The sequence below is a fragment of the Gilliamella sp. B3817 genome (assembly GCF_026536705.1).
Lineage (GTDB): Bacteria > Pseudomonadota > Gammaproteobacteria > Enterobacterales > Orbaceae > Gilliamella > Gilliamella apicola_I.
The window spans coordinates 39,846-56,042 of the sequence record NZ_JAFNNV010000005.1 but is presented as its reverse complement, the minus strand read 5'-3'; the positions used below and the strand labels follow the sequence as shown (position 1 = coordinate 56,042).

Genomic DNA, 16,197 nt, shown 5'->3' with positions numbered 1-16,197 from the left:
GATTATTAGTATTTTTATAAATGATAATATCAGTTTTACAACGTTATAGTTAGGCTGAAATTTTGGTTAAGTTTATTGCTGTATTTTAAATTTATTTTATAGTTTTGATAATTAAATCATAATTTTTATGTATGCTTAATGATAAAAACAGCCTCGTGTTGAGGCTAATTTATTATTTAATTGATTAATTTGATTTATAAAAAATACTCTATATTCTTTGGCTCAAACCTTAATATTATCTATAATAGCGGCATTTTTATTACCGGTTGTTTGATCAAAGGCTACGGCATAATATTCATGATTAGGTCTTATTCTTAAACTCACTTGACCATTTTCATCTGTGGTATAAGTCATCATGACTTCTCCCGTTTTTCTTAAACAAAGCTGAATTTCGCAATGCGATAAAAGGTTACCCTCTTCATCTTTTACCTGTGCGACAACATCTTTACGATTAACTAGCCAATTAATAATATCATTGACCATCTGTATTGCTTCTTCTGTTAATGGTCGACTAAAAGGAAAACCAATAAAAGCACAATCGCTACCAAAAACCTCACCATTGACATTTAAACTGCCTTGGCGGAATATGGCGGTATTAATATAATAAGTACCATTATACATTTGATTGACTGATAAAATTTCAATTCCAAACTCTTTTTTTAAATCTTCTATTATCATAAATATTTCACCGCTTGAGCTATGTGCGATTGTTTCGTGTTTTCGATCACTTGTTAATACGTCACTAACATTGATTATCCTATTTAAATTTCCACTTGAAAAATACATAGGGTTTTTGGCCATTCCCAGTGACATAATACTGCCCGTACTATTTCTGGTTCCACCCGCTATAACTGGAATACCCTTTTTAGAGCAGTTTTTAATGCAAAATGATGTGGTATATTCTGTTCCATTTCGATAATCCATAATTAAATCGAATGTCGATAAATACTGTTCATTGTAATCTGTCGAGCTTGCTATACAAAAAGTAATGTCATGATAGGGATTTAGTGCATCTATCATTGATTGCACTCTTATAAGTTCTTCACTGCATATAACAATTTTGGCCATTTTGACCTCCTGAAAAACGTAATTATAAAATTTAAAAGATTGATAAAAACAATTAACCATTCATTGAAAATATATGTTTATTAGCATGTACAAGTGATTTTTAGTTCCAAACGTCGTTTTAATATCGTGATAAAATGAATGGTTAAATTGAGAAGTTATAGTTGGTTAGATTAGAATTTCGGTTTTAAGTATTATTTAAAATTATTTAATAGGTTAATTTTATGGGACTTATATTGATATGTTATTATTATGATTAATCAAACTTTGATATTATCTATAATTACTGCATTTTTCTTACCATTATCTTTATCAAATGCAATGACATAGTAGCTTTGTCCAGAAAATACTTCAGCAGAAAATAAACCGTCTTCATTACTTGTTATTTCCGAAACTAATTCTCCTGTTTTCTGATCATATATTTTTACCTCTCTTGAGATTGGTTGATCTGTTTCATCCACCACTTTCCCCGATAGGGTTGTATAATTTTGAAAACAAAAATTAATAGCATTATCGAGCATTTTTATCGCAATTCTTGTTAAAAATTCACGATCTAAGAATGACATAAAAACACAATTTGCGCCAAAAGTTCCCCCATATGTATCGACCGTTCCTTTTTTAAATTGTGCACAAATGATAAAATCATCACGGTCATGATACATGGCACACAGTGCTTCACCCCCAGGTGCCATTGAAGAAATAGGAAAGGACGAACACCATGTTGGTTTCAAATAAGGGGCAAAACCCAATTTAGGGATCTTTTGTGTTATTAAAGATATTTTCAATGGTCTTAAGTAATTCCAATCATTAACTTGATGTTCATTTTGATCAAACATACCTAAATCTTTAGCTAAAGAAACTGTCGATGACGTCCCTTGCGCTACAATTGCAGGAATACCATTATCCACGCATTGTTTAATTACCTCTTTACGCGAATATTGGGTTGTTGATACGATTAAATCGTAGGTCATCAATTGATTATAAGTGATACTGTTATCTATCAGATAATCAACTTGGTGACCTAACCCATCAAATACATTCTTGATGTCTTTTCGATAGGTGCTAGTAGATATAATTGCTATTTTTGCCATAATTTTTCCTATTTAATTTTGACTAGTAGATTATTTTTATCAATTGCTGATTGTTCTTCATGAATTTTAAAAATTAAGTCATTATAAAGTTCAATCGAATGAGAAAATGGTGTAAAACAATAAATATTATCGACAATACTTGATATTTGAATATCTAGCGTTCCCTGAAGATATTCAGAAACATCCAATTCAAATGTAGTAACATCAATAATTTGATCTACAATTATTCTTTTATTGAGTTTGATGGTCAGATGATATTTAACACCACTTTCTGGTGTAATATCGCTTTCATACCATCCAATAAGTTCTCCTGATGTTTGTTGAAGTCGATTTCTCGATGACCATTTGATGTAGAGTTGGTCGGTACTGAGTTTATCGGGAAAATAAAAATTATTTATCGTAACATTTGCAGGAGGATAAGGTTTTGCAGCTCGACCTTGAATATTAATCATTGCACCTGTCGCTAATGAAGGATCTAATGAATCAGTAGAAGTATTTGTAATAATTCGGCAATCAACTTTATCACCTTGATAATATTCATCACTTTTTAATGATAATTGTCCCCCACAAAAATAGACTTTACTCCCTTTTTCATGTTTTTCTGGTAATGTGTCAAGACACCCTCTTTTGACGGTCAGCTGATTGTTAGAAAAAGATTGAACATATAAAATTTCGTTTCCAATCAAGATCCAGTTATAGTCTTGTTCTGGTGGATTAAAGTTGAGTGTAATAATTGATGTAACTTGATCAAGTTCATGCTCTATTAATCTCATTTCACAATCTATGATATTTTCTGGATTCTCAAAAGTATTCGAAAGAGATGTAACCAACTCACTATGAAAAGTCCCCTCAGGTGGCGATGCAATTGTTGCAGCTATTTGACCGATCGACTTATCATCTTGAATCATAAAATCAACTTCTCTTTGCCCGTAATTATAAACCAGTTCATAATAGGGACATTCCATAATAGCGTAATGTTCAGCTGGTTTAGCTAAATTTATATCGGTTGTGGGTATAATGACGGGTTGATTACTTACCACTGTCGATGATGGCAATGAAAACACATCTCTCATGCATTCAACGGTAACTTGATTACTTTTCTGAGTACCGTAATCAAGTGAAGTTACACGCATTACGGCTTTATTTAGCCCTAGCTGTGGCATATCCAATACAAAAACATCACCACGATTAAGCATCCTTCCGTCTAAATTAAGGGTTAATGAAACAGAAGCTAAATCTGAAGATAATGCGGCTAAATCACGAAGTGCTAGTCTAGAAGCTAATGAACGATTGTAAACCATATCATAAGTAACAGTCGTATTATTTTCACGTCCAGCCATCAAAATTAAAGCATCATCCCGAACAGTCACCGAGCCTTGTTTATAGTCATTTGTTCTGTCTATAAAATTGACGGTAACCGAGTTAATCATCTCAGTGATGATATTTTTTTTAATATCGGAAATTTTGACTATATTCGTTTTATCAAAAAGAGGTAATTTTTCAATATGGTAGTCATTTCGAATTACTTTTATTTCAAATTGATTTGTTTTAGCATTTTGATATAAAACACAGTTTGCAGTATTTTCAATATTTTTCTTCAAATCTTCAAACTTACTTTGATCATTCCATATATAAGAAAGACCAAGTTTTTCTCGATAAAAGAGATCAGCAGCTTGTCTAAATGAATCTTCGTTAATGCTGTTCTTGATTAGGCTCGAATTAAAACCATTTTGCTGATTAAGTACTAATTCTCTTAGTATGTGAGCGGGATTCATATCTGCATTGAGATTATTGATTGCATTCATGATGGTATCATAAATAATGTTCGAATCGGTTCCCTTTATTACTGGTATCCCATCTTCTGGCGTATTATCAATTTTTGAACTTAATGATTTATTGGTATTATCAACATTGATACAAAATATATTGACATCATGTTCATCTTGTTCATTAAATTGACCTTTTTTATCAATCATATTATGAATTTCTTCATTTTTGATATGGTCAGCGTTTTCAAGTTCACCATCACTAACAAAAATACAACATCGATTCATTGTTTGATTGAATGTGTCTTTAAAGAAATTTATAGAATGAGATAACACATTTTCAAGATTTTCTCCGCCAACAATTTTTAAATTATCAATAAAAGATAAAAGACCTACAATATCGTTTTGAGAAACTTTTCTAACTAGTTTTGTTTGTGGATTTCCGCCTTGATAAGTGGTTATCAGAATATCTAATCTTAATGTCATCAAATCGATTGAAGTTGAAAGATTTTGTATAGCACGTTTCATCGCTGATTTAAGTGCTTGGATTCGCCCTCCACTCATACTCATTGAAGTATCCAATATAAAATGGATAGCTGTATTTGCACTTCCATTTTCAGTTTTTATCTCTGCTTTACTGTCATACCATTGTCGTGTTTTTTTGGAGTCTTGATAATGTATACGCTGAACAACTGCCGAAATATCTTTCATATAAGGGTTATTTCCCCAATAAAATTGTCGGAATACAAGACCCGCGACATGACGATAAGCCGGTACAATAGCTGATAATTTACTTGCCAAATAACTATTTCGATTATGTTGATGATGACCTGAATACACATCAACTGTACCTGATACACCACCTTCCCTTTTGTCACCACCGAATAATCCTTGTTTATTTATGGCTATTTGTCCATCTTGCACAGCACCTCGCCATGCTGTCCTGTCTGCTACGCTAATATTAGTCAATTTATCTATAGTGCCTTGACATAAAACCATACTGACTCCAGCGTAATATTTATAACCTACAGTTTGCTTTTTCTTACTTCCGCCCATGTTCTACGCTCCGCATGTTCTATAACTTGATTTGCCATTGCATCATTGGTTGATTTTAAAATTTCAGCATCTATTCCTTCTTTCAAAAATTGGTTCCAATCGAGTCCATGACGTTTAAAAAACTCCCGTCCACCACGACTACATTGTTTTACTGCAATCATATCGTCTCTGGTTACAATTATTTTCATTATTTTTTGCCACCTTTTTTTCTAATAGCTGACGTTTTTTTATCTCCAATCCAGGTATAAATTGGATTGGTTATCTTAACGGTACCAAATACAATGGGTATTCCCGTTCCTTCTGTTGAAGTTCCCGTTTTAAATTCATCAGCTTCTATTTTTTGTTGATTTGCTTTGCCCTTTGAAGACACCATCCCAACGACCATTCCAACAACAACAGCAACTAATGCAGAAATTAAAAAAAACATATTTCGCTCCTAAACAATTGAATTACCGTTATTTAACGGTTCTAAAGGTAAATAAGGAAATCCACCATAATTGATGGTGTTATTGAATGAATGACAAGAATTTAGGGTTCTTAAACAACCTTTGTACAGCGTAATTTGTAATATCCCTTTATTTAAATTGTCCAACAATTGCTGATTTTTTCTGATTAGGACTATTGATGATTGATTATGTTCTTTAATAAACGTCTGTTCGCCTTCAGGCGTCCTTAAAATACCTGCCGTGAAATAACCATTTTCAATTTCACGTTCAAATTCAACCGTGACGATATCATTTTCATAAGCTAACACAGTGCCTTTTACCTTAAAATCCTCTCTATTTAGACCACAATGTTCGCCATAAAGAGAATAACGACAATTACGCTGAATTTTTTCATTTACACCAGTTTGCCCTGAGCGTGTAATCAATAATTCAAATGTCATCACCATCTCTTTTTCTGATGTTGATGTCTGAGTTAAACGTCCACTCCATGACATAGTAGTCATATTTTTTTTATCGAGAATATAGATATCAACAAGTAAATGCTTCGTGATATCCGGGTTTATCCATGATTTCACGACTTCATTAGTAATTGGCATGGTTATATCAATTTTATTTTTGGAAATAGCGGCATCCCGTTTTATCGCTGTGCGATTGATGGACTCCTTTTTATATGTCTGATTATCAATATTTAGTTCACGCATACCATTGGTATAACGATATGTATTGATTCCATCATTAAAAACATATAATTCAGCTTGTTTAAAAATATTGATCATCGAAAACCTCGATTATTGGAATGTTAGATTGAGCTTGTAAATAGGTATCGTATTCAATTTGTATATCATCGGTGTCAAAACGACATAACATTAAGTGACTAATTTTTGTTATAGGCTTAGTGATAACTTGATCAATCGTTAATTGAATACTTTTACCCGTATTTTTAATATTGATAATTTTCACATACGAAACACTATCTGGATGAAATAATGCTAAATATTTGAATGATGGGTTAAATGATTGATTTTCTATATAAATCTTATCGCCTAATATATGTGTTTTAACAAGATTTTCATCGTTATCACATAACCAAAATGCGTTAAGTTTTCCTTCGATTCGATAAATAAATTTTTTAAAAGCCTGGATTTCTTTCAGTCCATCAAGGTAAAAAGTCAAAGATCGAGACAGCTTTGAATATTGCCAATTCTCAATTCGGGTAATTTTACCTAGATCATAATCAACAATTTCAATATCTTTTTGAATTGTTGATTCATTAACTCCATAACAATTATGCAATACTTCTAATCCAAGATACTTGATACCATAATTAGCGCCGCTGCTAAAATTCAATTCATGACTTAGTTCAACACTAATATCTATTTGACTTTCATACCCTGAAGTCGTGTATTTAGTATTAGTAAGATAACATGGCATTAATGGAAGAATATACGCTGCTTTATAATGATAATTTATCGGTTTTATATTGACCTGCTTTTCAACAGGAACTCTTTTTTTTAGTTCAAACACTAATTTGGTTTTTTTGGGTTCTATGAAAACAAATTCTAATGGCTTTTGTTTTGGTAATTGTAGCCATTCATTTACTTCACTATGTTCAGCATTCTGATAAATCAAAAACTTATCACCCACTTTTTGATTTAAGATATTAGGTATAGTTTTCTGACCTAATTCTAGTTCACCAAGATATATTCCTGACAACCAATCTGGTATCAACCATATCTCAGTAAATTTATTTCTGAGTGAATTTAAATAATAGTTACGATTATGAATATGAGTTAAAAATGAGTATTCATAAGAAACTCGTGGTAAAGCACGTAAACCTATTCTGTGCTCTCTACCGTTTTTTGTTTCGATGATATCAGTTAGCCAGGAAAATGTTTCTTTAGCCCCTTTTATGGGTTGTTCTGTAATGATATTTGACATGTTGGCCTTCTTTAAAATAAGAATTAAGCAATTTTTGATATGTTGGCAATGGTGAAAGGCTAGCTAAATTCGCTTTTGTTAATTTGTTCTTGAATGTTTATAAAGAAAAAGCGCCAATTGAGGCGCTTAATTTTATTAGTTACTCAAGTTTTAAATCCACTTTGATCTTATAACTATATCATTTGGGATTTTCAATTTTGATGCAATTTGGTCTTACTTAGACATTTTAATTAACAAGCTTTCACTATTGTTGCTAGTTCATCACCATTTTCTCGATTTATTTGCATTATTCGCTTGACACCTTCTTGAGTAGATAACCATTGCTGTGCACTGTCATTATCATTGACTAAAGCAATATTAATGATTGGGGCAATAGTTTGTAAGCTACTTTCAGCTTTTTCAGATGTTGAACTTTGATTCGTAATTTGAGGAACTTGTATGCCACTCATATCTCCTCGTTGTAAGGCTTCAAGGTTATTAACCCCTATTCGTTGCGTTGCTGATGCATTCATCACAAATTCTTGACCATGTACTAGACCTGCTACCTGAGTTCGTGCCAGGTTCCCCGTATAACCACCTTTCATAAAGCCTGTTGATTGAGATCGAATGGCTGCGACATTCGCCATACCGGAAGTAATAGCCGCCGCAGCTGCTGCTGCACCTAGAGCCGGACCTATATAAGGAATACCTGCCATAGATGCATAGGCAGCATTAGCAGATTGATAAGTATTTACAATGGCCTGTGCAATCGCTGCTGCTTTACCAACTTTAGCCATCGTAGCATTATTTGAACTTTGTAATTTTGCCACATTGCCAAAAAATTTATCTGCCTGACTTAAAATAACATCATTTTGTTTGGCCCAAACTTGTGCTCTTAATGATGCGGCAACCGACTGATCAAGATTGAATTTTTCTGTAAGAACATTTATTTGATCATACATCGATTGATATTGTTCAATCTGCAAACTTAATAAGCTCCAAGAGTTTTCGAACATTCCTGTAAATGGACTTCGACTATCTGTGTTCAACACGTTGATTATTTCATTATCATCTAATTCGGATAGACTTAAAGCATTAACCAAATCACCAAAATCTTGTTGCTTTTGTTTTTTTGAATTGTTCTCTAAGCCGTCTTTAATCGCAAGTATTCTCAAATATTCCTGATTCAATTCGATTGTTTTTCTTAATTCAGCATTTTGCTGTTGATTTAATATTAAACCTTTATTCATCAGATCTAGAGTGATACGATTAAATTCATTTTCTATAGCCCTTTCTTGAGAAGAGAGTTTCATCAGTTCCCATGTTCGCTCTAACTCTTTATTATAATTACCAAGTGGATCTATTGATTCATCATATTGCTGATTCAATAATGTCATATAGTCATTGTACTCATTTTGACTAATTGCTGCTTTTTGATAGATGCCTGCCAATTCTGATTGTTTTTTGTTGAATTCTGTTAGTTTATCATTTATTGGATTTAACGAACTTAGTAAAAGTTGTTCATCTGGAGTTATTAATGTGTTATCTGTATTTTTAGCTGTTGATTGATGTTGTGCTATCCCAGTATTTTTTGTTTTTGTCGTCAATGTATTGAAATTTTCATTTGGATTCTTCAATACTTTTGTACGATTTATTACAACCTCAAAGCTTTTTAATATTTCGTTACTAAAGTTTTTAATACTATCTTCAGCTTTCTTAAACGGATCTGTATTCCAACTATTTTTTAACAATGTTTTTAATTTGTTTAAATTTACTCTTGCTGAAACTGAAGCACTATCGATACTTTTTAGCTTTGTTTTGATTGAGGTAGGAATATTCTCTGAAAACTGTATTGTTTCAATTGGCATATAAACCCCTTTTTTGCCTGAATATAATCAAATTGAGGTACAATCTTTATTAACTGATAAGTCTGTCTCTCATGTTGATATATTTTTAAAGCGCTGATTTAAATTATTTATAGGTAAACTTTTTACAAAATAGTAGTAGTTATACAAGTTCATTTTAGCCTTATATAACCACTCTATTTTCAATAAAAAATTTAATGAACTAAGCTTAATAAAGATAAATAATCATCTACTTTTAAAAAATGTTACTTAGTTTTTTGATTTAAAAGCCCGATTAACATGTTTTAAATTTACCTTATCCATTTCACGTATTAGATAAACAAAATCATTCGTATCTTCATTATCTAATTGATAAAACCGAGCGTATTCAATGATTGCTAACCATGAAATAGGTGTTGGGCCCATTGAATGTGAACGTGTCGTATCTAAATCGAGAAAAGCTTGATAGTAAAATTCAAGATGTTCGTCAAGTTCGGGTTTATTTTTGATTTTATCTGGAATTGCTTGTCCCATTTGTTGAGACATTCTGATGATCTCTTCGTCCTTTCCATTCATATCAAGTTGATATTCAAGGACTTCAATTAGTTTTTTATATCTTTCTCCAGCTCAACCGTTTTAAATAAATCAATATCACTTGCTTGTGCAATTAAATCATTGAATAAATCTGGCAACTGAGTTAAGAGCTTAATTGCATTGTCAGAAGTGAACGGTATAATTTTATTGTCACGTCCTTGTATGTTTTCCCAGCCTCTTAGTACACCACCAACAAAAGCTTGCATCGAAATTTCAATGACTTTATCTTCTGGCAAAGAATCTAACTGTATTTGTCTTTTGTATTGTTTAGTTAGTTTTTTGATTAACATTGAGTATTTAGAATTTACGCCTCCCATTCGGGCTAAATAGAACGTTGGAATTGTTCCATCTTTATTGGCTCCATAAGTCACTGGAACCCCATCTTTTTCTTTATTTCTATCTGTTTCAAATTGTTCAAATAAGCTCATTTTTTTCTCCTAAAAAGCACAATTATGATTAATATAATTAAACGTTAACATATGGCATGGCTGAATCAGGAAGGTATTCAAATGTTTGATACATCATTGTGTAACCATGTTTGTTTTCCGCCCCTGTTTTCTCAAGTGGTATCGTAATTTTCTGATCTTTTTCTATATTAGGCATACCACCACTTAACGCTAATAAAGGAATGTCAAAAATGACGCCTGAATTTTCCGCAGCTAAAATTGTCGAAAAGCCAACATCTGCGTTGTTTCGAATCGCTTCTATCGCATCAACTGAAGAAAAGTATGCGGTAATTGATCCGGTTACACTAAAATTACCAACAGATACATCAAAGCTTCCTAAAATTCCAAGTCCTTTAACTCCTGTAACACCATTAGAAATAGCTAAACTGGAATCAGTAACATAAGCAAATAAAGCACTTGGTGTTGAACTTTTGGTATCATTGATACTTAATTTTTGTCGATAAATATTAGAAGTTGCGTTAAAAGGTGATGATTTATCACATTCTAAACGTTCACCTATAATTCGATCCTTCCCTTTTTTCGTGAAAGAATTACATCCAACATAATTCAAATCTGCAGTAACATATTGCGCTGAACCCATATTAATGGTTAATTCATTTGCAACTGCCCCATTTACGTATTGGGCTTGAATTTCGTTATTAACTGAACCGAGTGTTCGTTCAAAACAATAGGTTTTTTTAACAATTTTATTTTGTTCTTTTTCATTTTTAATTACCGTTCCAAAATAGATTTCTAATTTAATATTAGCACCGGTATCATTTTCAGGCACAAAGTCGGTATCATCAAAAGTTATTGTTTTCGCAGTAATTTCGGTTATTCTTGCCCAACCTCTATTTTTTGGAAAATAAGAGTCCGATGCATCACCACCAACCCAAATCCATTCACCTTCAATTAATCCGAGTTTAGTTAAATCAGTCGAAGTGGAAACCAATTTAGGTAATGTTCCTTTTTTAACTTCCATTGAACAACTACCTGAGCTGAATTTAAAACCTACCGCAGAAATTTTTGCGCTTGCTGGCGGATTCAATTCTTCTAGCTGTGGTGTACTTGAGTTAGTAGAAATATTGTTTTCAGAGCAAGAAGATACAATTTTTAAACCATTGTTTGCAAAATTGCTAAACCCTGAAGCATGAATAATCGTGCCTGTCAGTAATTTTTGCGGTAATTTATTACTATCTGGAAAATTATAACCTTTTGATACACTCTTAATAGGTAATGTTTTACCGCTAAGTGATTGAGTTGTAAATTTTTCTCTTGCTTCTGCAAACATGAAGCCTCGCATTAGCCATGGAAAAATATTTTTAGTCATATCAAGGCTAAAACCTGCTGAAGCATCAATATCAACAATTTTGCCCTTTTGATTTTGTCGTGAAGGATTGATCGTTTCTCGCTGTAGTAAGGTTGTAGAACCGCCGAAATCACTATAGCTATTTACTTCGATACCATGCCAAACAGGATTGCTAGGAAGTATTTTTAAATCATCTTCTTCTGCGATGTATAAACTTGTAACATTACTGTCAATTGTTTTTGTTGTATTCATATTAGTTCCTAATTAATTAAATGTTTTAGTTGTATTTGCAAAATAACAATTGAAAATATTGCTATTTTGCGGTGGTTGATTATCAGTATTTCTAAATAAATCGTTAGAATTGAGGCTATCAATTCATCTAATATACTGATGAGATTTCTGATTTAATTTTTTGAGATTGTATTATTAGAAAGTTGTTGAGAGTTTGAATAAACTCACGATGGAGATGATATTTAAGGTTTAAATCTAAAAATTGAAAACGTTACTTATGTTAACTTAAAAAGTTGTAAGAAAAGATATAACATCTTTTTTATACTGATGACACTGTTAGTAAGATAAAATTAATTATTTGTTTACGTTTTTTGAAAACCTCCTTTTTAAATAATTTGGCATTGATCATATAAAAAATAAATCTGAAATATTTTATAAACTATTAATTTCATTTCTATCAACTAAAAAACGGGAAATTATTATTTTAGTAACCCATTAATGTTTTCGAGTAATAAAAAAGCCCCACTATTTATAGCGGGGCTTTAAATAAAATTATCTTAGCTTAGGTTAATTATACACCAAAAATGTACGGTGTCAATTAATCAGGCTAAATTATCGGTTTTATTTAATTAAAAATACATATATCTCATTAACATAAAATAGATAACTATATGATTATAAATATATTAAATTAATAAAATAATTTTTTAAACATAAGTTCAATTTTCGTTTATGCTAAAAATAAATTGCCGATAAAGCTCACTTTAATAATTTTTAATGATTCAACTTAAAGTTCTAACTTTCGAATCAAAATTGATAAAAAAGATGGATGCTTTTACGATTAGATATGGATGACTTAATAAATAATGTTTTTTTGAACGTTTATAAATTTGCTTGATTCTTATGATGGTGGCCCCTACTGGACTTGAACCAGTGACCAATCGATTATGAGTCGACTGCTCTGACCAACTGAGCTAAGGGGCCTTTAGTGATGTGCTACTAAGTTAGTAGGGTTGCGATTATAATAGACTTAAATCGATTTTGCTATAGTTAAATGCATAAATTAAGTCGGTTTGCTTATTTCTTAATCTTTAATCTATTGGATACTTTGGATTTTAATAACTGATATTTTTAAACCCATTAACCTGTTACAATGTTTTAGGTTATAATTAATGTTCTGTTGTTCTAATGGCTGAGGAAATATTATGTCTTGCAAAAAATTATTATTAGTTAGTTTAACAGTGTCTACAGCGTTATTTTTAAATGCATGTAGTAATTCTCAATATGAGCTTACCCAAGCTGGGCGTCAAGTTCAGTTTGTTGATACTAAACCAACGGCTAATTGCCAACTGTTAGGTAAAGCAGAAGGACGTCGTGGAACATTTTTTTCTGGTACAAAAACACATAGCGAACTGATACGTGATGCTGCATCTGATTTGATGAACAAAGCTGCCACTATGGGGGGAAATGTGATATATGATGCTCAAGATGCATCATTACAATATATCTCAGATGTTGCACCAACTGATGCGGTTATGGTTGGTGATGTTTATCGTTGTAATTAAGATTGATTAAAAGGGGAAATACTCCCCTTCTTTATTCACAAAATTAATTTTAATTATCCATTTTGAGCTTCAAATTGTTTCATAAACTCAATTAAGTAATTCACACCTTCAATATCCATCGCATTATAAATTGATGCTCGCATTCCACCGGCAATACGATGCCCTTTTATACCAATAATATTGGCTTGCGTTGCTTCACTGACAAACTTTTTATCTAACTCTTCATTGGGTGATAAAAACGTTACATTCATGATGGATCGATTATTTTTAGCCACAGTGTTTCGATAAAAGTCTGACTGATCAATAAATTGATAAAGTTGTTGCGCTTTAGCATGATTGCGTTTTGCCATCGCTTCTAATCCGCCAAGTTTTTTAATCCATTTAAAAACTAGACCTGACATATACCAAGCAAAGGTTGGCGGAGTATTAAACATAGAATCGTAATCGTTCAACACTTTATAGTCTAAAACGGAAGGCAGAATAGATTTAGCATGACCAAGAAGATCTTCTCGGACAATAACAATGGTAATTCCTGAAGGACCTATATTTTTTTGGGCACCTGCATAAATGATACCATAACGGCTAACATCAATAGGTTGAGATAGAATACAAGAAGAAAAATCAGCCACTACAATTTTATTGTCAAAATTAGGTTCTTCAAATATTTCGATACCATCAATGGTTTCATTTGGGCAATAATGGACATATGCCGAATCACTATTTAAATACCAATCAGACATAGGTTTAACTGATGTAATTCCTGCCTGTTTAATAACAATATTTTGTTCGATAACATTGCAATATTTTTTTGCTTCTTTAGCTGCACATTCACTCCAATATCCACTATTGATGTAATCAGCACTGGTTTTATTCCCTAAAATGTTTAAAGGAACAGCTGCAAATTGTGCGCGAGCCCCACCCTGACAAAATAATATTTTATAATTATTGGGTACTTTTAAAATATCACGCAAATCATTAGTTGCTTCAATCGCACATTGATCAAACTCTTTGCCTCGATGACTTAATTCCATCACCGAAGCGCCCGTATTTTGCCAATTTAATAATTCAGCCTGTGCTTGTTGTAAAACATCAGCAGGTATTTTAGCCGGACCTGCACTAAAGTTATAACTCTTACTCATTGCAATTCACTTTAATCCTTCAAAAAATAGACATACATTTTTACACTGTCTGGCAAGATATACAATCAGATTTTTATCAAGATTTTTTGAATAATCGCCGTCAAATTTGTTTTGTATATTTGATAAGATTATTGAGTAATAAAAACAGTGATAATATAAAAAGCCAGCAAAATACTGGCTCAACAGGTGGGATGAGCAATTAAATTGCTAATTGTCGTTTAGCATTTTCAATCGCCATTTTTACTTGGTCTGGTGATACGCCCCCTTTTGCACAACGTTTGGCAAGACACGATGCTAAAGACAAAATTGGGTAAACATCATTGTCGATTACCGAACTAAACGCTTTTAGTTCTTCTAATGAGAGTTCTTCTAAAGCTTTTTGTTTAGCGATAGCACCGACCACGGCCTCACCCACAATATGATGGGCTTCACGAAATGGTATACCTTTAGCAACTAAATAATCTGCCAGTTCAGTCGCATTTGAATAACCTTGTTTGGCGGCTTCTCGACATCTATCGTTATTAATTTTGATATCTTCCAATACTAAAGCGGCCATATCTACGCATTCAAGCCATGTATCTAGAGCATCAAACAGATGTTCTTTATCTTCTTGTAGATCTTTGTTATAAGCTAGCGGTAATCCTTTAAAAGTGACCATTGCACCAGTTAAAGCCCCCACAACTCGCCCGACTTTTCCTCGAATTAACTCTAAAGCATCCGGATTTTTCTTTTGAGGCATCAATGAAGAACCCGATGTAACACGATCAGACAATTCAACAAAATTAGCTTCACCGCTATTAAAAATAATCAAATCTTCTGCAAAACGTGATAGATGTACCATACCAATTGAAGTGTTATTTAATAATTCCAGAATATGGTCACGGTCAGAAACAGCGTCTAAACTGTTATTTGTTGCTTGAGCAAACCCTAACCAGCTTGCAAGCTCCTCCCGATCCATTGGATAAGCGGTACCGGCTAGTGCCCCACTACCTAATGGACTCACATCCAAACGTGTTAACGTATCTTGTAAACGGCTTACATCACGCGTTAACATCTCATAATAAGCAAGGCACCAATGCGCAAATGTAATGGGTTGTGCTCGTTGTAAATGGGTGTAACCTGGCATCACAGTCTCTTGATGCTTGTCAGCCGTATTAACTAAAGATTGTCTTAAGTGATTAATGGCTGAAATCAACTGTTGAATTTCAGATTTGCACCATAATTTTAAATCAGTAGTGGATTGGTCATTACGACTTCGTCCTGTGTGTAATTTTTTACCAAGATCACCCACTTTTTCAATTAATTTTTGTTCGACCCAACTGTGAATATCTTCAGCATCACTTTCTAAAATTTGATGAGGATTGTGTTGAACACTGACTAATAATTCATTTAAGGCTTTTTCGAGTTTTTTTTGCTCATCATAGGATAAGACACTAACCGTGACCAATGCTTTAGACCAAGCTATAGATCCAATAATATCTTGCTCAGCAAGACGATAATCAAAGCGCAAAGAATCATTAAAATGTTTAAAACGTTGATCTGCTGCTTGGCTAAAACGCCCACCCCATAATGCCATACCTACCTCAAATATTTATTAATCAATTTTAATTGCTAAACAATCTGAATTTATTGTTCTTATTTTGTATAAAATAGCTAACAGACTATAAAAGAGATATATACAGGACATAGCCTATATATATCTTTTATCTCACTTATCTAGATCAATAT

At 32.5% G+C, this 16,197-nt stretch carries 14 protein-coding genes and 1 tRNA gene; 1 reads left to right on the top strand and 14 read right to left on the bottom strand.

Features of this window, described 5'->3' with window-relative positions; translation table 11 throughout:
• Positions 1 to 222: 222 nt before the first annotated feature.
• From J3U36_RS07640 to J3U36_RS07585, 12 genes are all read right to left on the bottom strand, one after another.
• On the bottom strand, positions 223 to 1,068 hold the full coding sequence (locus J3U36_RS07640; RefSeq protein WP_267352267.1) for a hypothetical protein: 846 nt from the start codon (positions 1,066 to 1,068) through the stop codon (positions 223 to 225).
• Positions 1,069 to 1,325: 257 nt separating this feature from the next.
• Positions 1,326 to 2,156: a carboxypeptidase-like regulatory domain-containing protein gene (locus tag J3U36_RS07635; RefSeq protein ID WP_267352268.1), complete on the bottom strand. Its 831-nt coding sequence runs from the start codon at positions 2,154 to 2,156 to the stop codon at positions 1,326 to 1,328.
• Between the two features lie 8 nt (positions 2,157 to 2,164).
• A complete protein-coding gene (locus tag J3U36_RS07630; RefSeq protein WP_267378767.1) occupies positions 2,165 to 4,978 on the bottom strand; it encodes a phage tail protein in 2,814 nt (937 codons plus the stop codon).
• Complete coding sequence (locus tag J3U36_RS07625; RefSeq protein ID WP_220217144.1) at positions 4,948 to 5,166, bottom strand: hypothetical protein; 219 nt, start codon at positions 5,164 to 5,166, stop codon at positions 4,948 to 4,950. Before J3U36_RS07625 ends, J3U36_RS07630 begins: the two co-directional genes overlap by 31 nt.
• Positions 5,166 to 5,405, bottom strand: coding sequence for a hypothetical protein (locus J3U36_RS07620; protein WP_065557716.1), 240 nt, complete (start codon positions 5,403 to 5,405; stop codon positions 5,166 to 5,168). Before J3U36_RS07620 ends, J3U36_RS07625 begins: the two co-directional genes overlap by 1 nt.
• 9 nt (positions 5,406 to 5,414) lie before the next feature.
• Entirely contained in the window at positions 5,415 to 6,200 is a 786-nt protein-coding gene (locus J3U36_RS07615) for a phage BR0599 family protein (protein WP_220217143.1), read from the bottom strand.
• On the bottom strand, positions 6,184 to 7,362 hold the full coding sequence (locus J3U36_RS07610; protein ID WP_267352270.1) for a hypothetical protein: 1,179 nt from the start codon (positions 7,360 to 7,362) through the stop codon (positions 6,184 to 6,186). Before J3U36_RS07610 ends, J3U36_RS07615 begins: the two co-directional genes overlap by 17 nt.
• A 230-nt stretch (positions 7,363 to 7,592) precedes the next feature.
• Positions 7,593 to 9,209 carry a hypothetical protein gene (locus J3U36_RS07605; RefSeq protein ID WP_267352271.1) on the bottom strand — a complete coding sequence of 539 codons (1,617 nt, stop codon included), beginning with the start codon at positions 9,207 to 9,209 and terminating at the stop codon, positions 7,593 to 7,595.
• A gap of 246 nt (positions 9,210 to 9,455) precedes the next feature.
• On the bottom strand, positions 9,456 to 9,761 hold the full coding sequence (locus J3U36_RS07600) for a hypothetical protein (protein WP_267378770.1): 306 nt from the start codon (positions 9,759 to 9,761) through the stop codon (positions 9,456 to 9,458).
• A 26-nt stretch (positions 9,762 to 9,787) separates the two neighbouring features.
• The gene (locus J3U36_RS07595) at positions 9,788 to 10,207 is read right to left on the bottom strand and encodes a hypothetical protein (RefSeq protein ID WP_267352273.1); all 420 of its coding nucleotides are present in this window, start codon (positions 10,205 to 10,207) and stop codon (positions 9,788 to 9,790) included.
• A gap of 37 nt (positions 10,208 to 10,244) precedes the next feature.
• Entirely contained in the window at positions 10,245 to 11,786 is a 1,542-nt protein-coding gene (locus J3U36_RS07590) for a phage tail tube protein (protein WP_267378773.1), read from the bottom strand.
• A gap of 886 nt (positions 11,787 to 12,672) precedes the next feature.
• Positions 12,673 to 12,749 (bottom strand) — tRNA-Ile (locus tag J3U36_RS07585).
• 221 nt (positions 12,750 to 12,970) lie between these two features.
• Here J3U36_RS07585 and J3U36_RS07580 point away from each other — a divergent pair.
• Positions 12,971 to 13,330: a DUF4156 domain-containing protein gene (locus tag J3U36_RS07580; protein ID WP_267378776.1), complete on the top strand. Its 360-nt coding sequence runs from the start codon at positions 12,971 to 12,973 to the stop codon at positions 13,328 to 13,330.
• Between the two features lie 53 nt (positions 13,331 to 13,383).
• On the opposite strand, the gene serC is transcribed toward J3U36_RS07580, so the two are convergent.
• Together serC and argH are read right to left on the bottom strand one after the other, a co-directional pair.
• A complete protein-coding gene (gene serC / locus J3U36_RS07575) occupies positions 13,384 to 14,469 on the bottom strand; it encodes a 3-phosphoserine/phosphohydroxythreonine transaminase (protein ID WP_267378779.1) in 1,086 nt (361 codons plus the stop codon).
• 199 nt (positions 14,470 to 14,668) lie between these two features.
• The gene (gene argH, locus J3U36_RS07570) at positions 14,669 to 16,045 is read right to left on the bottom strand and encodes an argininosuccinate lyase (protein ID WP_267378782.1); all 1,377 of its coding nucleotides are present in this window, start codon (positions 16,043 to 16,045) and stop codon (positions 14,669 to 14,671) included.
• Between the last annotated feature and the right edge of the window lie 152 nt (positions 16,046 to 16,197).